The 23,531-nt window shown below is 64.1% G+C and carries 21 protein-coding genes and 1 pseudogene; 8 read left to right on the top strand and 14 right to left on the bottom strand.

The window, feature by feature from the left end; all coding sequences use genetic code 11:
• Positions 1-33: 33 nt before the first annotated feature.
• Positions 34-1,020: a tripartite tricarboxylate transporter substrate-binding protein gene (locus tag AC3FMM_RS01830; RefSeq protein WP_115712404.1), complete on the top strand. Its 987-nt coding sequence runs from the start codon at positions 34-36 to the stop codon at positions 1,018-1,020.
• Between the two features lie 3 nt (positions 1,021-1,023).
• Positions 1,024-2,418 carry a class II fumarate hydratase gene (locus AC3FMM_RS01835; RefSeq protein WP_115712406.1) on the top strand — a complete coding sequence of 465 codons (1,395 nt, stop codon included), beginning with the start codon at positions 1,024-1,026 and terminating at the stop codon, positions 2,416-2,418.
• Positions 2,419-2,615: 197 nt separating this feature from the next.
• Here AC3FMM_RS01835 and AC3FMM_RS01840 read toward each other — a convergent pair whose 3' ends face one another.
• The gene (locus AC3FMM_RS01840) at positions 2,616-3,602 is read right to left on the bottom strand and encodes an NAD-dependent epimerase/dehydratase family protein (protein ID WP_116313511.1); all 987 of its coding nucleotides are present in this window, start codon (positions 3,600-3,602) and stop codon (positions 2,616-2,618) included.
• Positions 3,603-3,714: 112 nt separating this feature from the next.
• Here AC3FMM_RS01840 and AC3FMM_RS01845 point away from each other — a divergent pair, with 112 nt between their 5' ends.
• A complete protein-coding gene (locus tag AC3FMM_RS01845; protein ID WP_488686038.1) occupies positions 3,715-4,611 on the top strand; it encodes a LysR family transcriptional regulator in 897 nt (298 codons plus the stop codon).
• Positions 4,612-4,689: 78 nt separating this feature from the next.
• Here the strand turns inward: AC3FMM_RS01845 and AC3FMM_RS01850 are convergent, their stop codons facing one another.
• On the bottom strand, positions 4,690-5,049 hold the full coding sequence (locus tag AC3FMM_RS01850; RefSeq protein ID WP_488686039.1) for a hypothetical protein: 360 nt from the start codon (positions 5,047-5,049) through the stop codon (positions 4,690-4,692).
• A 2-nt stretch (positions 5,050-5,051) separates the two neighbouring features.
• Complete coding sequence (locus tag AC3FMM_RS01855) at positions 5,052-5,432, bottom strand: TetR/AcrR family transcriptional regulator (protein ID WP_488686040.1); 381 nt, start codon at positions 5,430-5,432, stop codon at positions 5,052-5,054.
• A gap of 56 nt (positions 5,433-5,488) precedes the next feature.
• On the opposite strand from AC3FMM_RS01855, the gene AC3FMM_RS01860 reads away from it, so the two are divergent.
• A complete protein-coding gene (locus AC3FMM_RS01860; RefSeq protein WP_488686041.1) occupies positions 5,489-5,779 on the top strand; it encodes a hypothetical protein in 291 nt (96 codons plus the stop codon).
• Positions 5,780-6,228: 449 nt separating this feature from the next.
• Here AC3FMM_RS01860 and AC3FMM_RS01865 read toward each other — a convergent pair whose 3' ends face one another.
• From AC3FMM_RS01865 to gstA, 3 genes are all read right to left on the bottom strand, one after another.
• A complete protein-coding gene (locus tag AC3FMM_RS01865; protein WP_115712416.1) occupies positions 6,229-6,669 on the bottom strand; it encodes a GNAT family N-acetyltransferase in 441 nt (146 codons plus the stop codon).
• 201 nt (positions 6,670-6,870) lie between these two features.
• Positions 6,871-6,999: a hypothetical protein gene (locus tag AC3FMM_RS01870; protein WP_473703539.1), complete on the bottom strand. Its 129-nt coding sequence runs from the start codon at positions 6,997-6,999 to the stop codon at positions 6,871-6,873.
• Between the two features lie 67 nt (positions 7,000-7,066).
• Positions 7,067-7,675, bottom strand: a complete 609-nt coding sequence (gene gstA / locus AC3FMM_RS01875) for a glutathione transferase GstA (RefSeq protein ID WP_488686042.1) — start codon at positions 7,673-7,675, stop codon at positions 7,067-7,069.
• A gap of 345 nt (positions 7,676-8,020) precedes the next feature.
• On the opposite strand from gstA, the pseudogene AC3FMM_RS01880 reads away from it, so the two are divergent.
• Positions 8,021-8,179: pseudogene (locus AC3FMM_RS01880) on the top strand (glutathione-dependent formaldehyde dehydrogenase); the annotation flags it as partial.
• A gap of 71 nt (positions 8,180-8,250) precedes the next feature.
• On the opposite strand, the gene AC3FMM_RS01885 reads toward AC3FMM_RS01880, so the two are convergent.
• The 5 genes from AC3FMM_RS01885 to AC3FMM_RS01905 all read right to left on the bottom strand — a co-directional run bounded on the left by AC3FMM_RS01885 (position 8,251) and on the right by AC3FMM_RS01905 (position 15,096).
• The gene (locus AC3FMM_RS01885) at positions 8,251-8,613 is read right to left on the bottom strand and encodes a copper-binding protein (RefSeq protein WP_116313514.1); all 363 of its coding nucleotides are present in this window, start codon (positions 8,611-8,613) and stop codon (positions 8,251-8,253) included.
• A complete protein-coding gene (locus AC3FMM_RS01890; RefSeq protein WP_488686043.1) occupies positions 8,610-11,780 on the bottom strand; it encodes an efflux RND transporter permease subunit in 3,171 nt (1,056 codons plus the stop codon). The genes AC3FMM_RS01885 and AC3FMM_RS01890 overlap by 4 nt, the downstream gene beginning before the upstream one ends.
• The gene (locus tag AC3FMM_RS01895) at positions 11,777-13,321 is read right to left on the bottom strand and encodes an efflux RND transporter periplasmic adaptor subunit (RefSeq protein ID WP_488686044.1); all 1,545 of its coding nucleotides are present in this window, start codon (positions 13,319-13,321) and stop codon (positions 11,777-11,779) included. Before AC3FMM_RS01895 ends, AC3FMM_RS01890 begins: the two co-directional genes overlap by 4 nt.
• Positions 13,318-14,625 carry a TolC family protein gene (locus tag AC3FMM_RS01900; RefSeq protein WP_115681686.1) on the bottom strand — a complete coding sequence of 436 codons (1,308 nt, stop codon included), beginning with the start codon at positions 14,623-14,625 and terminating at the stop codon, positions 13,318-13,320. The genes AC3FMM_RS01895 and AC3FMM_RS01900 overlap by 4 nt, the downstream gene beginning before the upstream one ends.
• Before the next feature lie 72 nt (positions 14,626-14,697).
• Positions 14,698-15,096: a copper resistance protein gene (locus tag AC3FMM_RS01905; RefSeq protein ID WP_326347908.1), complete on the bottom strand. Its 399-nt coding sequence runs from the start codon at positions 15,094-15,096 to the stop codon at positions 14,698-14,700.
• 352 nt (positions 15,097-15,448) lie between these two features.
• On the opposite strand from AC3FMM_RS01905, the gene AC3FMM_RS01910 reads away from it, so the two are divergent.
• Both AC3FMM_RS01910 and AC3FMM_RS01915 read left to right on the top strand, forming a co-directional pair.
• Positions 15,449-17,710, top strand: a complete 2,262-nt coding sequence (locus AC3FMM_RS01910) for a copper-transporting P-type ATPase (protein ID WP_488686045.1) — start codon at positions 15,449-15,451, stop codon at positions 17,708-17,710.
• 85 nt (positions 17,711-17,795) lie between these two features.
• Positions 17,796-18,317, top strand: coding sequence for a c-type cytochrome (locus tag AC3FMM_RS01915; RefSeq protein WP_488686090.1), 522 nt, complete (start codon positions 17,796-17,798; stop codon positions 18,315-18,317).
• Positions 18,318-18,467: 150 nt separating this feature from the next.
• Here the strand turns inward: AC3FMM_RS01915 and AC3FMM_RS01920 are convergent, their stop codons facing one another.
• The 3 genes from AC3FMM_RS01920 to AC3FMM_RS01930 form a co-directional block, all read right to left on the bottom strand.
• The gene (locus AC3FMM_RS01920; RefSeq protein ID WP_488686046.1) at positions 18,468-19,646 is read right to left on the bottom strand and encodes a chromate transporter; all 1,179 of its coding nucleotides are present in this window, start codon (positions 19,644-19,646) and stop codon (positions 18,468-18,470) included.
• A gap of 18 nt (positions 19,647-19,664) precedes the next feature.
• Entirely contained in the window at positions 19,665-20,627 is a 963-nt protein-coding gene (locus tag AC3FMM_RS01925; RefSeq protein ID WP_488686047.1) for a chromate resistance protein ChrB domain-containing protein, read from the bottom strand.
• A 348-nt stretch (positions 20,628-20,975) separates the two neighbouring features.
• On the bottom strand, positions 20,976-21,206 hold the full coding sequence (locus AC3FMM_RS01930; RefSeq protein ID WP_115712430.1) for a DUF1484 family protein: 231 nt from the start codon (positions 21,204-21,206) through the stop codon (positions 20,976-20,978).
• 579 nt (positions 21,207-21,785) lie between these two features.
• Between AC3FMM_RS01930 and AC3FMM_RS01935 the strand changes: the two genes are divergently transcribed.
• On the top strand, positions 21,786-23,357 hold the full coding sequence (locus AC3FMM_RS01935) for an MFS transporter (RefSeq protein WP_488686048.1): 1,572 nt from the start codon (positions 21,786-21,788) through the stop codon (positions 23,355-23,357).
• The last annotated feature ends 174 nt before the right edge of the window (positions 23,358-23,531 follow it).

The raw sequence follows: 23,531 nt of genomic DNA on the forward strand, positions 1-23,531 counted from the left end.
TCCCATCTATAAGACGCATACAGGAGACAAAGCATGCAACCCTTCACCAACTTCGTGCGTGCCGCACTGGCCGTCACTATGCTCGCCGCCACAGCGTCGGCCCATGCCCAGGCGTGGCCGACCAAGCCGATCACATGGATCGTCCCGTTCGCGGCCGGTGGCCCCACCGACGCGCTGGCCCGCAATATTGCAGAACGTGTGTCGCGCGAGCTGGGGCAGTCGATCGTTATCGACAACTCCCCCGGCGCAGGCGGTACGGTCGGGGCGGCCAAGGCGGCCCGCGCGCAGGCCGACGGCTACACCATGCTGGTCGGACACATGGGCTACATGGGCGCTGCCCCCGCGCTGTACAAGAAGCTGCCCTATGATCCGGTGAAGGATTTCGCCCCGGTGTTTCGCTTCCCCGATACGCCGATGGTGCTGATGGTTCGCAAGGACCATCCGGCCAAGGACGTGAAAGCGCTGGTCGAGTACGGCAAGCAGAACCCGAGCAAGTTGTTCATCAGCAATGCGGGCATGGGCTCCACCTCGCACCTCATCGCGGCGATGTTTGCTTCGGCGGCGGGTATCAAGGTTTCGCTGGTGCCTTACAAGGGCGCAGGACCCGCACTGATCGATGTGATCGGCGGACAGGTCGATGGCATGTTCGACCAGACCAACACGGCCTTGCCGCAAATCACGGAAGCGAAGGTCCGTCCCCTCGCCGTCACCTCGGCAACGCGGGTGGGGCAGCTCAAGGACGTGCCGACGCTGGCGGAAACGGTGGCCCCCGGTTTCGAAGCGGCCACGTGGTACGGCATTTACGCCCCGAGGGGAACGCCGCAGCCGGTGATCGACAAGGTGCAGGCCGCCTACCTGAAGGTCATGAATGACAAGGCATTCACGGACCGCCTGTCCGCGCAGGCCATCCAGATGCTGCCGGCGGGCAAGTACACGGCCAGCGCACTCGGCAAACATACCGAGAGCGAGGTGGCGCGCTGGAAGGTGCTGGCGGCCAAGGCAAATATCTCGCTGGATTGAACGATGATTAAGACTCGCGTAGAGCATGACGCCTTTGGTCCGGTTGATATTCCGGCTGACCGGTACTGGGGCGCCCAGACCCAGCGCGCATTGGCCGTGTTCGACATCGGCACCGAGCGGTTCCCGGCATGCCTGATTCATGCGTTCGGCCTGCACAAGATGGCGGCGGCCGTTGCGAATCTGAAGTGCGGGGAACTCGAGCCCGGTTTGGCCCAGGCCATCGTCGCCGCCGCGGCCGAGGTGCGCAGCGGTGCCTTCGATGCGCACTTTCCGCTGACCATCTGGCAAACGGGGTCTGGCACCCAGACCAATATGAACGCCAACGAGGTCATCGCCAATCGTGCCAACGAGCGGCTGGGCGAGGCGCTGGGCACGAAGCATCCGGTCCATCCCAACGACCACGTCAACCGCTCTCAGTCGTCCAACGACAGCTTTCCGACCGTGATGCACCTGAGCGCCGTGATTGAGCTCGAAGACCGCCTGTTGCCGGCGCTGGGCGCGCTGCGTGCCAGTCTGCAGTCGCGCGCGGCCGCCTTTGCGGACATCCTCAAGTTGGCCCGCACCCATCTGATGGATGCGGTGCCAACCACGCTGGGACGGGGCTTCGAGGCTTTCGCGGCCCAGGTGGGCCATGGCATCGAGCGGGTGGAAGCTACGATGCCGCGCCTGCTGTCCCTGCCGCAGGGAGGCACGGCGGCAGGCACGGGGCTCAATGCGCCGGCAGGTTTCGCCGAGGCATTCTGCGCCGAGGCGAGTCGCTTGACCGGCCTGCCATTCCGTCCGAACCCATGCAAGGTCGAGGGCATGGCCGCACACGATGCGCTATTGGAATTGTCCGGCGTGTTGAACGTCATCGCGGCCTCTTTCATCAAGATCGCCAATGACCTGCGCTGGATGAGTTCCGGCCCGCACTGTGGCATCGGAGAGCTTGTCATGCCGGATGAGGGCCTGACATCGTCGATCATGCCGGGAAAGCGCAATCCGACCATCGCCGAGGTCATGGCGCAGGCGGGCATGCAGGTTGCCGGCAACCACGTCACCGCAACCATGGCGGGGGCATCCGGCAGCTTCGAACTTAATGTGGCCAAACCGGTGCTCATCTACAACGTGCTGCAGTCGATCCGTGTGCTTGCCGATAGCGCTCGTACCATGGCAGAACGGGTGATTCCCGCACTGGAACCTGATCGTGATCGACTGGCGCGCCAGCTTGACGCTCCGCTCCTGGCAGCTACCGCGCTCAACCCGCATATTGGCTACGATCAGGCGGCGCGGATCGTCGCACATGGCAAGGCTCACGGTTGTACCGCACGCGAGGCGGCCGTCAACCTGGGAATCCTGAGCGGCGACGAGTATGACCGTCTCGTTGATTTGCGGCGCATGGCACATGGTGCGGGATAACCTGGGCAGACTGGGGCCACTATGCGCGAGATCGGGGATTCTTTTCACGCGGGCAGTGTGCTGCGACACCGGCGCGAAATATAGAACGTGTGGTGCATCAAAGGTCCGGGAATTCCGGGCCGCCGGGAGTGTCCCTGCTTCCCCACGGTGGAGCGTCCACGATCTGATTTTCCCTCACCCTAAGGCGCATTCGTGCTTTATGGGTTCTGTCCATCAGCTTCAGGCCGTCGCAGTGGAGCGCGATTCCCAGGAACCGCCGCCAGCGTCTGGCGGATGCCTTGCGCATATGGCGTCTTGTGGATCGGGCCGATCAGCTGGTGCAGCGCCGAGTCGTCCAGGATCAGCGGCTCGGTTATCAGGTAGTGCATCTCCACCATCTCGCGCATGAAGGGGTTGAACAGGCCAATGAGCCGCAGCATCGTCTTGCCCGCCACGCGCAGCCTGAGCTTCGCGCCGGTCTGGCGCTCCATTTCCGCGACCAGGTCGCGCTGGGTCGTCGTACCGGCACCCCCGAGGTGCCAGATCTTGCCGAAAGCGGCGGGTGTATCGGCAAGCCGCGCGACCACCGGGCCGACATCCGGCACGAACACGAACTCGTGCGGGCGGTCGATCGGGCCGACCATGTCGGCGGTGCCGCCATGCACCGCTGCCTGTGCGGCGCGATGCAGCAGGCTGGCCTCCACGCCGGGGCCGTAGAAGTCCGGCAGGCGCAACACGGTCGCGCGGATGTGGCCGTCGGCATGGGCCTGCATCAGCAGGTCCTCCTGGGCCTTGCGCATGCGGCCTTTAAAAGTGTGCGGTTCGCGGGGATGGCTTTCGCGTACCGGGTTGGATCCCGCCCGTCCGTAGGGATATACGGTACCAATCAGGATCAACTGTCTGACACCGGCGGCCACCGCCCCATCGAGAGTCTGGCGCATCAGCTTCGGGTGCAAGTCGAACTGCCAGTAGTCCACGCCGACCATGTAGATCAGCGTGTCCACACCGTCCGCTGCGGCGCGCACCGAGGCCGGCGAATCCGGATTCCAGGTAACGATTTCGGCCAATGGGTCGGCGCCGAAGGCTTCGCGCAGGCTGGCGTCATTGCGGCCGACGACGCGGTAGGCGCGGCCTTGGCTGCGCAAAGCCGAGGCGATGCTTTGGCCAATGACGCCGGCGGCGCCGAACAATGCGATCCTGGACATGGTGGCTTCCTTTGGGTTGGGCGAACGGGTTGCGAATCACTGCAGTGTGCGCATGGACAGTGAAAAAGAAAATTGCCTAGAATTCGCTAGGAGCTAAACAAATTTGCATACCATGGCCGACAGCGAACCGAATTGGGAGTGGTACCGGAGCTTTCTCCAGGTGATGGAGACCGGCTCGCTATCCGCGGCGGGGCGGGCGTTGGGCCTGACGCAACCGACCGTAGGGCGGCACATTGACAACCTCGAGTCGGCTCTGGCGCTGACGCTCTTTACCCGATCCTTTGATGGCTTCGCGCCCACGGACGCCGCGCTGGAACTGAGGCCCTATGCCGCCGGTATCGCTGCCACGGCGGCCGCCCTGCGCCGGGCGGCAAGTGGCCACGGAGCCGGCGTGCGAGGCACGGTCCGAGTGACGGCCAGCGAGGTCATCGGCGTCGAAGTGCTGCCGCCGGTCCTGGCCGCGCTGCATGGCGAGCATCCGGAACTGGTGATCGAGCTGGTGTTGTCGAACCGGGCCGACGATCTGCTGCATCGCGAGGCGGACATTGCGGTACGCATGTTCCAGCCGGTGCAGCAGGCACTGGTGGCCAAGCGCGTCGGCAGGATCGAGCTCGGCCTGCATGCCCATAAGCGTTACCTTGCGGCCCGGGGCGTTCCCAGGTCGATGGAGGCATTGTCCGGCCACGCGCTGATCGGCTTCGATCACGAGAACGCCTATATTCGCCGGTTCCAGGAAAAGGTCCCTCAGTTTTCGCGGGACCGCTTCGCCTTCCGGGCCGACAGCGACCTGGCTCAACTGGCAGCTATCCGCGCCGGCCTGGGCATCGGTGTGTGCCAGTCAGCGTTGGCCGCGCGGGACAGCCAGCTGGTGCGGGTTCTCCACCGCCAGTTCTCGCTGACGATGGACAGCTGGATTGCCATGCATGAAGACCTGCGGGCAAGCGCGCGCTGCGCCGTGACCTTCGCGGCACTGGCGGCAGGGTTGTCCGCTTATAGCAAGAGCGCGTAGCTCCAATGGCGCTAATCAGGTTAGCCCTGGCGCTGCCGACGCTTGGTTGTCGAATTGGTCCCCGATCCGTTTGGGATGCTAGTGGCGGCTGGCGACGGCGGCGTTGATTCGCGCTGCCTCGGCGCGCGCGTCGGGCACGCCGATCACCAGGCGGGCCCAGTCATTCCGGGCAAGTTCGATCACGATGGTCTGCAGCTTGCGCGAGGTGTAGACGAACTGCTTGTCGCCGCCGTTGATAAAGGTGCCGGCGGCGATCAGGCCCGGGAAGTAGGTGCCTGGAAGGCGCAGGCCTAGCGCTCTGCCATCGAAGCCATTGTCTTCGGTAGCGCCGCGAACCTGCGCCAGCGGCACGCGAAAGCCACGGCGCAGCGACCAGATCGATTCCCACGGTGTCAAACGGACAACAAGTTCGCGGTCGGTTAATTCAAGGCGAGGCATCGCTACTCCTTGTTGGGATCGTAAGGGGGCAGGTGACCGAGCAGACGCGCGCCGAGCAGTTCGGCAGCGTCTTGTCCATAAGCCTGCAGGGCATCCCGGCAACGGGCAGCGATCGGCAGATCGGCCGGTGCGAGTTCGCGCAGGGCGGTGATGAGAAGATCGAGCGCGGCCGGGTCCCGGTACCATTCGCCGACAAGAACCCGGTCCAGCACCTTTTCGAACAGGCCGCGCTTGGAACCGAATGCCTTGTACAGGCTGCCTCGTTGCAACGCCGTGGCCTCCACCAGGTCGTCCACCGAGCAGGCGTTGTAGCCAATACGGCCGAAAACCTCCGCCGCGCAGGCGATAACAACGTCTTCGTCGAACGTCCTTGGTCGACCCATGCAACACCATTGACCTGTTATGGAACGATTGTTCAATAACGCCAGTGTGAGGGTTTTTGAACGACCAGTCAACATCAAGCAGGGCAGCATCCGGGCCGAATAACGATTGGTCTGATGTCACGCAGACCGAGAGCATCGACCGGGCCTTGCAGGCCGCTGGCCCCATCGATGTACTGAAGCCTTACGAGCCTGTCGCTCATGAAGTGTTCGCGGGATTCAGCCAGCTCTGCGCAGTGACGACTGCGACGGATGTCGCCGAAGGCGTCTGGGATGCCGCCAACGACACCTCTGATCGGCTGCACTTCCCGGCGGGTGCCGAAACCGTTGCACTGGCGCGGGCTGTCTGACGGCGAGCGTCGCCGCGACTCGCCTGGTGCGGCGGGCGGTCAATGTGGACGAAAGTAGGCGTCTCCGGCAAGGCACTTGCCCCAACGCGCGGCGCAAACTTGTCCCTTTGAAATTTGGCTGCCCAATTACTGCTCAGCCGGACACTGGCTCTGGTCGCGCCGCCCACGCGAACGAGGCGAGCGCCGAGAAGAAGGGCGACGACGTGGAGGATGTCGAGTTCAAAGAAGCGGGCGCCAGGCAGTAAATTAGCCGAGGTCGGTCAAACTTGGTGCCTTCAAGAAGCGGTTGTTTTTCGTACGTTAGCGCCTACGGCCACCTTGTCAACGCGGGACTCCGTTGTGTTTTGCCTGTGAAATCAGGAAAAGCGGCAGTTCTACGGTGAATCCGTTTTGCAGTACCCCTCTCACTGGACCGCAATTGGGTTCCCGTCCTTTTGCAGTCCCGGTCACTATTTCAATTCGCATTGCATGCAGACTCCCGCTGGCATTCCCGGCGACGTCAATGTATGCGAATTCCGTAGGCTGACAGGCAGAGAGGTCGTCGAAACAAGGGAAAAACCGTAGCGCGAAAAGAAGCCGGGGCATTTTGCGGTGGCGAGGACCGCGCGTTCGCAGCCCTCTGCACGCGCGCGCACCAGAACGGCAGATACCAGGTGTTTGGCAATTCCGCGATCCCGATATGGGGGCAGCACCGCTACCGAACAGACGACTATCACTTGCCCGTGCCGCTCCGCTCCGGCACAGGCGACAACGCGCCCCTCCATTAACGCAATGTGGAACGAATACTGCGGCCACAATGTGTTTTGCATTAATCCGCATTCGTCTAGCACCGCAGTAATTGCAGGCAGGTCCGCAACGGTGGCGGATCGAATCTGTAATGATCTAATCATTGCTGCACAGCGCCCTCAAAAGCACCTTTATTCATGAGGCAGTTACTTAATAGACCGCTCCACCATACCGTCACGCGGTTCGTTTGCATACGTGTCCGAAATTCCGGAGGGGTAGATCTAGGGGTAAATCCTTATAAAGCAGAAATGGATGTGCGCATCTGTGCCATGGATCTCGGACTCAGAGGTGGCGTCCTGGCCCCATCACGAAAAAACGGCGCCGCTGACCGCGCCGAAGTAGGTGTGGAAGATCGTCGGCGAGAACACGTACGAGTCGCCCAGCGGGTTGAACAGGATGGTCGAAATGAAGTACGGCGTAATGCCGCATGGCATCGTAGGCGCGCCGTCGTCACTGGAAAACCGGTGCGGGAGCTGCCGAAGGTGTAAGGCGCGCTCCACGTCAGCCAATCCCCTCCTCCTGCAATGCCTGCTTCACCGCCGGTCGTGCCCCGACCCTCGCCCGATACGCCTGCAGCGCAGGCCAGCGATCAAGCGACAGCTTGAAATGGTCCGGCCATCTCAGGATCGTGAACAGGTAGGCGTCCGCGACGCTGAACTCTCCCATCAGATAATCCTTGTCCGCGAGCTGCGGAGCCAGCCAGTCGAACCGCTGTGACAGGCGCGCCCACGTCGCCTCTTTCTGCTCCTGCGGCGTGCCGGGTTTCCAGAACGGCCCGAAGCCCTTGTGCAGTTCGGACGAGATGAAGTTCAGCCATTCCTGCAAGCGATAGCGCTCAAGCGTACTGCACGCGGGGGCAAGTCCTTGTTCCGGAGCCTGGTCGGCGATGTACTGGACCACCACGGCCGCCTCGGTCAGCCGGTCGCCCTGATCGAGCTCCAGCGTCGGCACATAGCCCTTGGCGTTGATGGTCTTGTAGTCGGCGCCGCGCTCGGTTTTGTGCGGCTCGGCGCGCAGGTCGACGCGCTCGGTAGAGAAGGGAAGGCCGGTCTCGATGAGGGCGATATGTGCCGCCAGGGAACATGCGCCGGGAGCGTAGTAGAGCTTCATGATGGGTGCCTCCTTGGTAATGTGCGCCAGCTTGAGGACGTCAGGTGAGATTTAGCAATCGACATGCCCAAGCCGTTTCTCTGCGCGCTGGTTGCCGAAGTCGGAAGCTCGCAATCACGGCGGCGCAGTGCTTCCCCTGCCCTCGGCGGCCGGTGCCTGCGCGCCGGAATGGATTGCAAGGCGCGTAGCAGAAATTGCCACGCGGGTGCTTGCGGCCGCTGTTCCGCGCCATCGATGCCGTCGGCGTCGATGCCATGCATGCGCACCATGGTCCGGCGGCGCAGGATCCGTCCATCCCGGAAAGCGAGCAGGAGGCCGCCCGCCTGGCGCCGCATGCCCACTATCCCGCGGCTGGTGGAACTGGTGCGCACCGGTGCGGTCGATCCGGCCGCCATCCTGACGCGGCGCGAGCCGATGACCTCGGCGATCGAGGCCTACGAGGCCTTCGACCAGCGCCAGCCTGGCTGGATCAAGGTCGAACTGCAGCCCGGGTCGGTCCACTAGCCGTGGGGACCCGGCCGAGCATCTGACATGGCATGCCGCCGTCGGCAGCGGCGACATGCGGCCAGGCGCGCCTACTTGCGCTGCATGTCGATGACGGTCGGCTTGCCGTCGATCTTGTCGAAGGTGACGGAAACCGCGTCGCCCTCCTTGAAATTCCTCAGCGAGGCGCGGTCCTTGACCGGGAACGCCATAGTCATGGCGGACATGCCGAGGTTCTCGATGGGGCCGTGCTTGAGCGTCACCTTGCCGGCCGACGCATCGATCTTCCTGATCTCGGCTGGCACAGGCTGGGAAGCCTGCTTTGACGCCGCGGGTGCCCTGCTGTCCATGCCGTGCATGTTGTGGCTGTCCATGGATCCCGCTGCGAATGCGGTGGAGACGGTCGAGGCGGCGACGATGGTGAGCGCGAGTGCGAGAGTCTTGCCGGGTTTCATTGCGATTCGTCCTGAAGTGGAGAGTGGGTAGGGACTGGGGGAACTCGGGTCTGCCGTCGGCGCATCAGCCAATACACCGCCGGCACGACGAACAGGGACAGCAATGGGGCAGTCACCATGCCGCCGACCATCGGTGCGGCAATGCGCTGCATCACTTCCGAGCCCGTGCCATGCGACCACATGATGGGGATCAGGCCGCCGAGGATTACCGCGACCGTCATGGCCTTGGGGCGCACGCGCTGCACCGCTCCTTCCCGGATCGCGTCGAGAAGTGCCGACTGCGTGGTTTCGCCACGGTTTTCGCGTTCATTCCAGGCTTGTTTCAGATAGAGCAGCATGATGACACCGAATTCCGCCGCCACGCCGGCCAGCGCAATGAAGCCGACGACGCCAGCCACGGAGAGGTTATAGCCCAGCAGATAGAGCAGCCAGAAGCCGCCGATCAGCGAAAGTGGCAGGGTGCCCATGATCAGCAGCGCCTCATCCAGGCGGCCGAAAACCATGTAAAGCAGCACAAAGATGATCAGCAGCGTGAACGGCACCACCAGCTTGAGCCTGGCCGTGGCCCGTTCCAGGTACTCGAATTGTCCTGACCAGCTCAGCGCATACCCCGCCGTCATCGGCACCGTCTTTGCCACCACGGCCTGCATCTCGCGCACGGCTGAACGGAGATCCCGTCCGCGAATGTCGACATAGATCCAGCCGGACAAGCGTGCATTCTCGCTGCGCAACATCGGCGGGCCTTGCACGACCTCGATGCGCGCCACGTCCGCAAGCGTGATCTGCAGACCCTTGTCGGTGACGATGGGCAGGGCGCGCAATTGCTCGATGGAATCACGGTAGTCGCGCGGATAGCGGACGTTGATCGGAAAGCGCGCCAGCCCGTCGACCACATCACCGACATTCTCGCCCCCGATCGCGGATGACACGATACTCTGCACGTCCTCGATGTTGAGACCGTACCGGCCAGCGGCGCCGCGGTCGATGTCCACATCGATATAGCGGCCGCCGGTGAGACGTTCGGCAAGCGCCGAGGTAACTCCCGGTACCGTCCTGACCGCCTCTTCTATCCTTGTGGCGAGCCGGTCGATCTCTTTCAGGTCCGTGCCGGCCACCTTGATGCCAACCGGGCTCTTGATCCCCGTGGCGAGCATGTCGATGCGATTGCGTATTGGTGGCACCCAGACGTTCGACAAGCCAGGCACCCTGACCACGCGATCCAGTTCCTCCACCAGCTTGTCGGTCGTCATGCCCGCGCGCCACTGGTCCCGCGGTTTGAACTGGATGGTGGTCTCGAACATCTCGATGGGCGCCGGGTCGGTGGCGGTATCGGCGCGGCCGGCCTTGCCGAATACTGTCGCCACCTCGGGCACGGTCTTGATGAGCCGATCGGTCTGCTGCAACAGCTGCGCCGCCTTGCCGGCGGAGAGGCCCGGCAGCGCCGACGGCATGTACAGCAGGTCCCCCTCGTCGAGCGGCGGCATGAACTCGCCGCCGATGCGCATCGCGGGCCAGGCGGTTGCCGCCAGCAGCAGTACCGCGATCGCAATGGTGGTCTTGGGGTACGCCAGTACTCTGGCAAGCAAGGGCTGGTAGCCGCGGATCAGCCAGCGGCTGAGTGGATTGGCCTGTTCCGATGGAATCCTGCCGCGAATCATGTAGCCCATCAGGACGGGCACCAGCGTGACCGACAGGCCGGCCGCAGCCGCCATGGAATAGGTCTTGGTAAACGCCAGCGGCGAGAACAGCCGCCCCTCCTGCGCCTCCAGCGTGAATACGGGAATGAAGGAGAGCGTGATGATCAGCAGCGAAAAGAACAGGGCCGGGCCCACTTCCGCCGCGGACTCGCCAGTGACGCGCCAACGCTCCTGTGTGCTCAATGGTCGTTCGGGATGGTCGGCGTGCCAGCGTTCCAGGTGCTTGTGGGCGTTCTCGATCATCACCACCGCCGCATCGACCATTGCGCCAATGGCGATGGCGATACCGCCAAGCGACATGATGTTGGCGTTCACGCCCTGGTAGCGCATCACCAGGAACGCGGCCAGCACGCCGAGCGGCAGCGAGACGATGGCGACCAGCGCGGACCGCAGGTGGAACAGGAACACCAGGCACACCAGCGCCACCACGATGAATTCCTCGATCAGCTTGCCAGTCAGGTTATGCACCGCACGCTGGATCAGCGCTGAGCGATCATAGGTCGTCACCACCTCCACGCCCTTGGGCAGGCTCGTTTGCAAGGAGGCGAGCCTGGCCTTGACCGCGTCGATGGTCTCCAGCGCATTCTTTCCGGAGCGCATCACGATGACGCCGCCCGCGACTTCGCCCTGGCCGTCGAGTTCCGCGATGCCGCGCCGCATTTCCGGGCCAAGCTGAATCGTGGCGACGTCTCCCAGCCGTACCGGGATGCCGGCCTCGCTGGTGAGCAGCGGGATCTGGCGGAAGTCATCGAGCGTCTTCAGGTAGCCGCTGGCGCGCACCATGTATTCGGCTTCGCCCAGCTCCAGCACCGATCCGCCGGTCTCCTGGTTCGCCCCCTTGAGCGCCGCCAGCACCTTGGCCTGCGACAGGTTATAGGCCCGCAGCCGGTCCGGCATCAGGACGATCTGGTACTGCCTGACCATGCCGCCCAGCGACGCGACTTCGGCCACATTGGGCAGCGACTTGAGCTCGAAGCGCAGGAACCAGTCCTGCAACGCACGCAACTGGCCGAGGTCGTGCTGCCCGGTCCGGTCGACCAGGGCGTACTCGTAGATCCAGCCTACGCCGGTGGCGTCCGGGCCCAGGGCCGGCCTGGCAGCGGCGGGCAGCCGGGATTGCACCTGGTTCAGGTATTCCAGCACGCGCGAGCGCGCCCAGTAGAGATCGGTGCCATCCTCGAACAACACATAGACATAGGAGTCACCGAAGAACGAATAGCCGCGCACGGTCCTGGCCCCGGGCACGGACAGCATCGTCGTGGTAAGGGGATAGGTGACCTGGTTTTCGACGATCTGCGGGGCCTGGCCGGGAAACGGCGTGCGGATGATCACCTGCACGTCGGACAGGTCCGGCAGCGCGTCGAGCGGCGTGCTGCGCGCGGCCCACAAGCCCCACGCGGTCAGCACGACCGTGGCCAGCAGCACCAGGAAGCGGTTGCGGATCGAAGCCAGGATAAGCCGCGCGATCATGGCCGGGCTCCCGGGGCAGAAGCTGCGCGTTCCACCGATGACAACGTCGCCGCACCGTCGCGGTCGAGTTGAAAGCGAAAGCGGATACGGTCGCCGGGCTTGAATCCTTGCGGCATGCCGGAAGCGGGTGCGGCAAAGTCCATGGTCATGGCCCCCCAGCTGGCCGACGGGATCGGCTCGTGGGAAATCGTCATGCTTTTCGCGCTGACCGCCTCCACGCGTCCGGTGCCTTCGTGCTCCGGGCCTGCGGCGGCAGCTGCCGGCGCGGCTGGTGCTGCGGTCATGCGCTGCGTGGCACCGCGCAGGCTGGCTTCGGAGTCGAGCAGGAACTGGCCGGAGACCACTACCTTTTGTCCGGACTCGAGGCCCTCGAGCACTTCGGTCTGTCCGCCGGAAGCTGCGCCAGTCCTGACCTCGACCGGGCTATACCCGCCGGGACCGGTTTCCACCATGACGATGGTGCGCGTGCCGGTGCGGATCAGCGACTCGGTCGGGACCAGCAGCCGGTCCGTGCCAGCTGCGGCCTCGAAGCGGGCCGTCACGAACATGCCTGGCAACAGCTGACGGCCCTTGTTCTGCAGTTCGATCCGCACCCTGACAGTACGGGTGCCGGGGTTGATGTCGGGCAGGATGGCGTCGACCTTGCCGGGCAGCGCTTGTCCAGGCAGGGCGGCCGCGAGCGCGGACACCGCCTGTCCGGGCCGTAGCCGCGAGACATAGGTCTCCGGCACCTCGGCCAGTACCCATACCGTCGCCAGGCTGGCAAGGCGAAAGAGCGTCGTGCCGGGGGAGACCGTCATGCCGTCGCGCGCGCCGACCTCGGTGACGATCCCGTCCACCGGACTGGTGATGGCAAGCCGCGGCTGCAGCTTGCCGGTGTCCTGCACCAGGCGGATGTGGCTGTCGGTCATGCCGGCCTGCCGCATGCGGGCCATCGCGGCTTCGCGCAAATCGCCCTGCAGGGTTGCGCCCATGCGGACCACCGCCAGGTATTCCTCTTGCGCAGTGACCCATTCCGGCGAATAGATCTGTGCCAGCGGCTGGCCTTTGCGCACCGGATCCAGCGTCGTCCTGGCATACGCGTGCTCGACGAACCCGCTGGTACGGGCCTGCAGCACTTCGATGCCGCGCTCGTCGATCGCAACATTGCCCGGAACTTCGAATGCGGAGGCCAGCCGGCCCGTCTTGACCTCTGCCGTGCGAACGCCAAGGTTCTGCGCCACGCGGCTGTCAACGGTGACGGTCGCGCTGCCACCCGCTTCCTCGTACACGGGCGACAACGGCATATCCATGAAGGGCGACTTGCCGGGTTTGTCGAAGCGCTGGCCCGGCACCATCGGATCATGCCAGTAGAGGATGCGCTTGCCCGTGCCCGGATCGATATCGCCGGCCTTCAGGTTCGCCGCCCCGGTGCCGCTGGCCGGCGTGTCCGACGCGGCGATCTGCCGGCGCCCCTGTTGATGGCCGAGATAATAGGCAGCGCCAGCGCTCGCCAGCACGAGCAGAACCACCAGGGTCCGTGCCATCGCGGTTTGCTTCATGGTTGGGCTCCTTGCGGCGGCATGGCTTGCGCGGCGGTCGGCAACGGCATCAGGAACGTGAGCTCGGCCCAGAGCCTGGCGGTCGCTGCCTCCAGCCGGAGCCGATCGAGCGACAGCTCGAGCGCCTTGCGGCTGGCCTCGGCCACGGCGGCCAGGCTGCCGGCGCCAGTGCGATAGGCGCTCAGGGCCGCCTCGGTTTGTGCCTTCGCCAGCGGCAACGTGGCATTGCGATAGCGCTCCAGGCGCGTCTGGCTGAGTTGCAGTTCGGCCTGCTTGCCGCGCAGCTGTCCAATCAGGCCACGGCGTACCGATTCGGCTTGCGCCCGCGCAGCGTTGGCCTGCGCCAGCCTGGCGGCCAGTTCGCGGTCCTGGCGATGTTCCTGGTCCCAAGGTAGCGGCAGCGAGACGTTCAGCGACACCATGTTCGAGTAGGCGGGGCCGCGCTGGCTGTACATCAGCTCGACGCTGACATCCGGCACCTTGTTCTCGCGCGCGACGCGGCTCTCGGCCTCGGCCACGCCGGCTTGGGCCTGCGCGGCAGCGAGGTCTGGCAGCTGCGCGGCGCCGGCGGCATCCAGGGTATCGAGCCAGGCCGGAGCATCGAGCGCGGGACGCTCGGCCAGCGGCAACGCTGCCGCATCGCCGACCCACCGGCGCAACATCGCCCGGGACGAGGCGACCGCGGCGCGGGCTTCGTCTTCGCGATCCTGCAGTTGCTGCGATTCGATCCGGGCGGCCAGGATCTCGGCGCGCGAGCCGCGGTTGCCGCGATAGGCGGCCTGTGCCGCATCGATCAACAGCTTGATCGATTGCGCCTGTTCGGCGAGCAGCTCGTGCGCGCGTTCCGCATACCAGCGCTCCAGCCACGCCGTGGCGGTGCCGCGTTGCACGTTGGCCAGCGCCACCATACGTTGCGCCTCGGCCGACGACGCCTCGGCCTCGAAGCGCTCGGCGCGGGCCTGGCGCTTCGCCGGGCGTGTGAATTCCTGCATGAGGCTGATCGACCTCATGGTCATCGAATCGGTGCCCAGCGAGAACCGGTCCGGGCCATTCGCCGGGACGTTGTTGACGCCGACCTTCAGGACCGGGTCCGGCATCTGCCTGCCGGCCACAGCCATCTCGATGGCTGACTGGACTGCCGAGCGCGAGGTCTCGGCATCGGCCGAACGCGCCGCGGCGAGCGCGAGCGCTTCCTGCAGGGAAAGGGCTGGCGCGGACTCCGCCCATGCCGGGTGGATCACGGCAAGCAGCGTGAGCGCGAGCGCCAGCCGGCGCCCGCACTTGGTGGATAAGTGCAAATGCATAAAGCCTCCGCAAAGCAACGACCACCCTGGAGCCGATGGCTCAGGGCACGACAACAGGCGTTGCTGCGGAGGCTACGTTCGGAAACAGCAGTGAAGGATGGGGAGGGGGCGTGGCGGCGCCCGGGGAATCGCATCGCGGGGAGCGGCCAGGCGATGTGCCAGGACCGGTATCGGCGCGGGCACCACGACATTGACCAGCACCGGATGGAAGGCGGGAATCTGAGGCGTGGCATGGTCGGCCGACTTCGAGCCGAACTGGCAATGCTCCTGGCATAGCCCGTCATGTACGCCTGGCCCGGCGTGTTCCATTGCCATGTCGGGGCAGGCTTCAGTCATGCCCGCGATCTCTTCCGTCGCGCTCAGCGAGTACCGGCTGCCCTCGCACGCATACGCCGCCGCTGCCAGTTGCACTGTCAGGAAAGCGCTCAGCAGGAAGGCGGCAAGCCAGAGCCGACGAATAGTAGTACGCACTTGAGATACCTGGGTTGCCGGAATGGTAGCAGCGTTTGACTGCTTGCGGCATAAGCCGGTTGGCGGAGCCTGTCGTCCGTCTGTTCCATCATTGCCGCGTGGCCCCTGGCGTCGTCGACGCCAGCGAAGACCCGACTGACAACGCTCGTTGCACCTTACCGGGATGTAATGGTTGCGTAACGTCTTGGTGAGGGAAGGCCCCGTACCCTGGACCGGTACCGCCGCGGTTTTTGCCCTGGTCGCCCTTGACCTTACTACCATGGGAAGGTCTAGGCTGCCGTCTTTGGGCGCGATGGCGGACTCCCCACTCGGACCCCCAGTGATCGCAGGCCCAACAACCAAGGGAACCAGGATGAACAGGACGAGCAGCGACCGCGATGCCAAGATGCCTGGACGCCACGGTGGCGCACAGGGTGACCACGCCCATCATCACGAGCATGCGCATCACCATGTTCATGCTCATGAGCATTCCGGCACCGGGACCGAGCCAGCCCCGGCGCAGCCTCCCGCCGAGGGCACGATCTATACCTGCCCGATGCATCCGGAAATCCGCCAGGACCATCCGGGCAACTGCCCGAAATGCGGCATGACGCTGGAACCGTTGATGCCGGAACTCGATCAGGACGAAAACCCGGAGCTGGCGGACTTCCGTCGCCGCTTCTGGTGGACGCTTCCGCTGACCGGCGTGGTGTTCGTACTGGCGATGTTCGGGCATCGCCTTGGCTGGATGGACCTGTCGACGCAGAGCCGGGTCGAGCTTGCCTTGTCGACGCCGGTGGTGCTGTGGGCAGGGTGGCCGTTCTTCGTCCGGTGTTTCCAGTCGATCGTCAACCGCAGTCCCAACATGTGGACATTGATCGGAATCGGCACGGGCGCCGCCTATCTCTACAGCGTCGTTGCGACCGTCATGCCGGCCGCCTTTCCGCGGGCCTTTGCCGAGCATGGCCGCATCGGCGTCTACTTCGAGGCCGCGGCAGTGATCATCTCCCTCACTTTGCTGGGACAGCTGCTTGAACTGAAGGCCCGCTCCCAGACCTCGGCCGCCATCAAATCGCTGCTGGGGCTGGCGCCCAAGACGGCGAGACGCATCGGTCCCGGCGGGATCGAGGAAGACGTACCCCTGGCCCATGTGCATGTTGGCGACCTGCTGCGCGTGCGGCCCGGCGAGAAGGTGCCGGTCGACGGGGTCGTGACGGAAGGCACCAGCGCCGTCGACGAGTCGATGATCACCGGCGAGCCGATTCCCACCACCAAGCGCGCCGGCGACCGTGTCATCGGCGCCACCATGAACACATCGGGCAGCCTGGTGATCCAGTCCGAAAAGGTCGGCTCGCAGACCGTGCTGTCGCAGATTGTCCAGATGGTTGCGCAGGCGCAGCGCTCGAAGGCGCCGATGCAGCGCTTGGCGGACAAGGTTGCCGGCGTCTTCGTCGTCGGCGTCATCGGCATCGCGGTGCTGACCTTGGTCGCGTGGGGACTGTTCGGTCCCGAGCCGGGCTGGGTGTTCGGCCTGATCAATGCCGTCGCGGTGCTGATCATCGCCTGTCCTTGCGCGCTGGGCCTGGCCACACCGATGTCGATCATGGTGGCAAGCGGCAAGGGGGCGTCCGGCGGCGTGCTGTTCCGCGACGCCGCGGCAATCGAAAACCTGCGCAAGGTCGATACCCTGATTGTGGACAAGACCGGGACGCTCACCGAGGGCAGGCCGGTATTCGAGCGCGCGATCGGCGCCAATGGCTTTACCGAGGAAGACGTGCTGCGGTTGGCTGCCAGCCTGGATCAAGGCAGCGAACACCCACTGGCGGCAGCGATCGTCGAAGCCGCCCGTAGTCGAGGCCTGCCGCTGGACAAGCCGGAAAGCTTCGAGTCGAGTTCGGGGATTGGGGTAAGGGGCGCGTTGGCAGGCAGCAAGATTGCGATCGGAAACACCGCGCTCATGGAAGCCGAGGGCGTGGCCACCGAAGCACTGGTAGCGCAGGCGGACGCATTGCGTGCGCAAGGCGCCAGCGTCATGTATCTCGCGGTCGACAGCAAGCTTGCAGGCCTGCTCGCCGTCTCCGACCCGGTCAAGACCACCACGCCCGAGGCGCTGGAGCGTCTTCGTGAAGAAGGCATCCGTGTCGTCATGGCCACTGGCGACGGCATCGCAACCGCCAGGGCGGTGGCCGCAAAACTTGGCGTGGACGAATTCCATGGCGAGGTCAAGCCGGCCGACAAGCTGGAACTTGTCAAATCCCTGCAGCAGTCCGGCGCGGTGGTCGCCATGGCCGGCGACGGCATCAATGACGCGCCGGCGCTGGCGCAGGCCGATGTCGGTATCGCCATGGGCACCGGCACCGATGTCGCGATGAACAGCGCCCAGGTCACGCTGGTCAAAGGGGATTTGCGCGGCATCGCCCGCGCCCGGCAACTCTCGCACGCGACCATTCGGAACATGAAGCAGAATCTCGGTTTTGCGTTCATTTACAACGCCCTCGGCGTGCCGCTGGCGGCCGGCGCGCTGTATCCCGCGACGGGCCTGTTGCTGTCGCCGATGATCGCGGCGCTGGCGATGAGCCTGAGTTCGGCCTCGGTCATTGCCAATGCGCTGCGTCTCAGGGGCGCTGCTTCGTAAGGCGGATGCGCATGGATACGGGGTAACCCTCTTTATTTTTCAGGAGTCAGGTGTAGTCGATGAGGCTTATTGGTGCAGGGGCGACATGAACAAATCAGGCAAGCCACGCTGGCGGATCGTGGTGCTGCTGGTGCTTTGCGCGGCGATTGCCGCCGCCGTTGCACTGCAGACCAGGCGATACCTCGATACGCCATCCGATGCCGGCAAGACAGGCGATATACGGAAGCTGCGCATCGACGCCACCGACGCGGCCAGCGTCGCGCAGGGTCGCAAGATCTACGCACAGCAATGCGCCGCATGCCATGGCGCCAAGCTGGAGGGCCAGCCCAACTGGCGCGAGCGGCTGCCGAACGGCCGCATGCCGGCACCGCCGCATGATGCTTCCGGCCATACCTGGCATCATCCCGACGCCGTGCTGTTTGCGATTACCAAGAATGGGCTGGTGGCCGGGGTGACGGCTCCGCAGGGGTATGTCAGCGATATGCCGGCCTTTGGGCAATCGCTGTCCGACCAGGACATCGTTGCCGTGCTGGCGTATATCAAAAGTACCTGGCCGCAGAAAATGGCTGCGGCGCAGCGGGAGGTGACGGAAGCGCAAGATCGTTGACGGCCCGTCGGCAGCAGGGCGACGGGCCGTCCAGTGCAATAGCGTCGCGAAGGCCTCCAGTATGTTGAGCGAAGGGCAACAATTGGCGCAGGACGGGCGATGAGCAGGGCGTGAGTGACAGGTTTGCAGCCAGGTTGCCTGGTTAGAAACTCAGGGCTGCAACATCGGATAAACGACCAGGCCGATCAATGCGGCAGCGGTGATGATGACCGGCTCAGGCAGCTTTTTGAACTTCAGCAATAGTGCGACCGTGACCAGCGCCAGCAACAGGGTGGGGCCATCGACGATCGAGCGTTTGGCCAGCACGATCACGGCCCCGGTAATCGCGCCAATCGCCGCCGCCGTGACGCCGTCGACAAAGGCGAGGATAGCGGGAATCTTCCCGTATTTCTTGAAGTAGGGGGCCGGCAGTACCGTGAACAGGTAGCACGGCAGGAAGGTAGCCAATGCCGCCACACAAGCCCCCGGCAGTCCGGCCACCAGGTAGCCGATGAATCCCACCGTGATGACCACGGGGCCAGGAGTAATCATGGCCACGGCCACCGCATCGACGAATTGCTTTTCGTTGAGCCAGTGGTATTCCGTTACCACGCCGCCGTAGAGAAACGGCACGATCGCAAGACCCGAGCCGAATACAAAGGCGCCCGCCTTGGCAAAGAACACGCCAAGCTGTGACAGCAGCGGCCAGTCGAGCGCGCTGAAAAGCCCGCTTGCGGCCGGCATCTGCGTGGCCGCCAGCGCATTGGCGCCGCTTTGGCGCAGCCACTTCGGGGGAGCGCGCCAGAACCAGACCAGTACGCCGGCGGCGAGAAACAGCCAGGCGATTTCGGATTCGGTGATGACGGTCACGGTAGCCAGCGTCAGGTAGACCGCCCACAACAGCTTGTCGCGGCCCACGCTCTTGGCGGTCAGCTTGTATGCGCTGATGGCAATGATGCCGATGACGGCGGCGCCCACCCCATAGAACACGGACTGCATCCAGGTCAGGCCGCCAAAACGGACATAAGCCCAGCCCAATCCCAGCACCATGAGAAAGGACGGCAGCACGAATGCCAGGCCGACCAGCGTTGCACCCCGGATGCGGTAATGCACGTAGCCGAGATAGATGGCCAACTGGGCGGCCAACGGGCCTGGCGCCAGTTGCGCCAGTGCGAGGCCTTCCTTGTAGTCGCCATCGGTGATCCAGCCACGCCGCTCCACCAGGTCGCGGTGCATATAGCCGGCCAGTGCTACCGGGCCGCCGAAGCCAAAGGTTCCCAGGCGAAGAAAATAAGCGACCAGCTGCCAGAGGGTATAGGCGGGACGGTCAGGGCCTTGCTGTGGTGCCATGGTTCTGTAGGGATCGATTCAGGGTCTTGGGTTGGCTGAAAAATGCGCGTAGAGCGAATCCAGCACCGAGCTGATTTCCGCCAGCAACGCGTCGTCATCCTGCAGCCGCGCTCGCGCGCCGCCCAGCATGGCTTCGAAGCCACTGGCCTCCGGCACCGAGATGCCGCCGATATCCAGTGCATGGATCATTCTGGCAAGCCGGCCGAGTCCCCGGTTAGCCTCGAGTCCAAAACTGGCCAGCAGCACTTCGAAGGAAACGCGATCGCCCACATGCGTAAACGTCGCTCCGTCGAAGTCGAAGCCCAGTGCATCGTCCGGGCAATCGGCGGGGCTTTCCAGCCAGAGGAACCGTGCATGGGGATCGACGAAGCGCCGGATCAGCCAGGCGCTGGCCACGCGGTCCGCCCACAGATGGCGGCGCGTGGCCCAGCGCCGCCCCTGATATTGCGCGGCATCCCGGCGCGGGATCGTACGGGTGAGCGGCTGGGGCTCGCCCGGCGACTGAATTGCCTCGATGGCCCGGCTGAAATCATTCCATCCCGCTTCTGCGCGGCGCGACGCCTCATTCGGAAAGAAGTCGATCCGGCGGATCGCTTCATAGGCGCGCTCGTGGCGGCGCAGCAGTCGATTCAGTTCAGCGCTGTTCTGGTCGGAGAGCCCGTCAAGCGCTTCGGCCAGCGCAGCCTGCAGTTCGTCATAGTCAGCGCCGCGGTCGAACAAGGCGCGGAACGCGATCTCGTCGTCCGGAGTTCCGGCACTGACTTGCAGAAGCCAGGCTTGTCCGTTTTCCTGCCGGGTTTCGTCAGCCAGCTGGCGCAACTGGCCGACCTGCTCCACGCCCCCTGGCAAAAGATAGGCGCCGTCACGCAGCGCGGCGCACCCCATACTCTTGATCGCACGCCAGATCCGCATGCGCGCGGTGGCGCCGGACGTGGGAAGCGTGACGATCAGCAGCGCCCAGGATGGAGTGATTGCGGTCATGGGCGCATGGTAGAAGCCTATAACGCCTATTTCAACGTTGTAGAGATCTCTACAGTGGGAAGCCTTTCGGGTCACATCAGAGGTATGGGACGAGTGTTCGCCACACCAAACTCGTGTGGTGAATTGACGGTCTGGCAGCGAGGGAAAGACCTGCCCAATCTGTTCAGTCCGTTTGCACCACCGAAGAGGCAGAGGGGGACCGGGCTCAGCCGGTCCATCAGCTACGCGCTGGTCGAGCGCCATGGCGGTCACATTACCGAGTAAAGCACGGTCGGGCAGGGCGGCGAATTTAACGTCTCGCTACGCGACCACGGATCCGCGGTAAGGGAAGAGCCGGATGACGGGGTGTCATAACGACTCAGCCTCAGGCTGCAAAGCCTCGGCCATCTGATCCACCTGCATCTTGATCATCGCCAGCAGGCAATGGACGCCGTGGCATCCCTCGGACCGTTCGCTTTCCACTTCCAGCAGCGACAGGACGCTGCCCAGGCCGGCCTGGATCCGGTCGAGGGCTTCCAGGGTTTCCGCGGGAATGCCGACGAAGATGGTTTCGTGCTTCGGATGGGTTTTCTCTTGCATTGCGTTCTCCTGAAGAAGGTTGGGAGACCCGCCTGATGCAAACGGTAGAGGGTGGCGGGCCTGGCAGCGGGGGTCACAAACCGGTTCATCAACGAAGCCCGGCCAGCCTTTCGGCTGCCCCGCCCGGCCCGCCATAGTGGAACGACGCGCGCGTGCGTGTGGAGATGGTCGCCTGAGCGACCATCCGTTGATGATAAACGGGTTGTGACGCCCGATCACCGTTGTTTCGGTGATGCCTCTAGTTTTTGCCTTTTCAGTGGGGATGGCGATCAGACGATTCGCAATTTTTCTTTGGGGGCGTCGGGACGCGGGGCCTCGGGGCAGGTCGGTTGAGGCTGCAGGTGAACTTGATCAGTTGCTGTTGATGTGGTTGCCCCACCGACTGATGTCCACCCGCTTCTGCCACCCGGTCTGGAAAGGAGATGACCGGAAACGGCGCGCCAAATCTGACGACGTTTCGTAAGCTAGCCACCCGATGGATCAGACAAGCGGAGTAGGCGTCCGGCCGGTAGCTATCGGGCCTCTGCATCGTCTACGTCCGATGTGAACATGCGACTACCCCTTTCACCCACACATTCCATGACCCTCGTCCGCCTTCCAAGAAACGTACTTGCGCTAGCTGCGGTCTGCCTGACCTCGCTGATGTTCGGCCTGGAAATATCCAGTGTCCCGACGGTCCTCTCGACCATTGAGAATGTGCTGAACGCCGATTTCAGCCAGATTCAATGGATCATGAACGCCTATACACTTGCTTGTACCACGGTGCTGATGGCGACTGGGGCGCTGGCGGACCGCTTCGGACGCAAGCGCATTTATCTGGCAAGCATCGTGCTGTTCGGGCTCACGTCTCTGGGCTGCGGGCTCGCGCAAAGCGCGCCCGTGCTGATCGCCAATCGGTTTCTTCAGGGAATCGCCGGCGGCGCCATGCTGATCTGTCAAGTGGCAGTGCTTTCGCATCAATTCCCGGAGGGGAGGCAACGCAGCAAGGCATTCGGCGCCTGGGGAATCATCTTCGGCATCGGCCTTGGCTTTGGGCCGATTATCGGCGGCCTGATCGTCGCAGTTGCCAACTGGCAGTGGGTGTTCCTGGTTCATTCGCCGGTCGCTATCGTTGCGCTGGCTCTGGTCCTGGCCGGCGTACAGGAATCCCGGGACCCAAATGCGCAACAGCTGGACGTTCCTGGCATCCTGACTCTTTCCGTGTCGTGTTTCGGGCTCGTCTACTTCATCACGCAAGGCTCGGATCTCGGGTATTCCAGTCCCACTGCATTGAGTCTCATGGCCGCGACGGTATCGAGCTTCATTGCCTTTGTCTTTGTCGAGAAGCGCAGCCCTCGACCCATGTTCGACTTTTCGGTGTTCCAGATCCGCTCGTTCTCAGGAGCGCTGTTCGGATCAATCGGCATGAACTTCAGCTACTGGCCGTTCATGATCTATCTGCCGATCTATTTTCAGGGCGCCCTTGGCTACACCAGCGTGACCGCCGGATTGTCGCTGCTCGCCTATACGGTACCGACGCTTATCGTGCCACCGGTTGCAGAGCGACTTGCACTCAGGTTTGAGGCGCGCAGGGTCATCCCGCTCGGCATGTTTACTATCGGCCTTGGCTTCCTGCTGATGATGTTTGGCGCTGGCGCGGAGCACGCTAGCTGGCTCACAATGCTGCCGGGTTGCCTGTTGTGCGGAACGGGGCTGGGCCTGACCAATACACCGGTCACCAATACAGCCATGGGTGCAGTCTCGCCAGATCGCGCAGGCATGGCGTCGGGTATTGATATGAGCGCGAGACTGATCAGCCTGGCCGTCAATATCGCGCTGATGGGCCTTGTTCTTCTCGAGAGCGTGCATGCTTATCTCACGCGCGCACTTTCCAGTTTTCCAGAAACCTCGTCGCTTCGTTTGCTCGCAGCGCAGGTAGCCGGGGGCAATATGGGGCATCACACGCAGAGCGGCGCCGAAATCGCGGCTGTCGACGCGAACGGCGCGATCCTTCATGAGGCTCTCGTACACGGCTTCGGGTTCGTGATGCTGTACGGGGCGATCGGGGCTTGGGCTTTCGCCCTGCTCAGTGTCGCAGTGTTTGACGCTGGCACGCGCGCACATCGCCAGGCACTTGCAGTGGATAGCGGTGTCCGCCGTCCAAGCTCGTAGAGCAATCATCGGAGCGGAGAGGGTTAGCGGCTCACCAGCAAGTTCAAACTCCACTTGCCCGCAAAGGCAGGCTCCCTTGTACGACGACGTGCGTCGATTCATTTGGAGTCACGAAGACTTTTCCGTGGAGCGCGGACGTAATATTGCCACGCAGCACTGGCGACAGACCGGCAT

The organism is Cupriavidus sp. 207A1 (assembly GCF_057798955.1).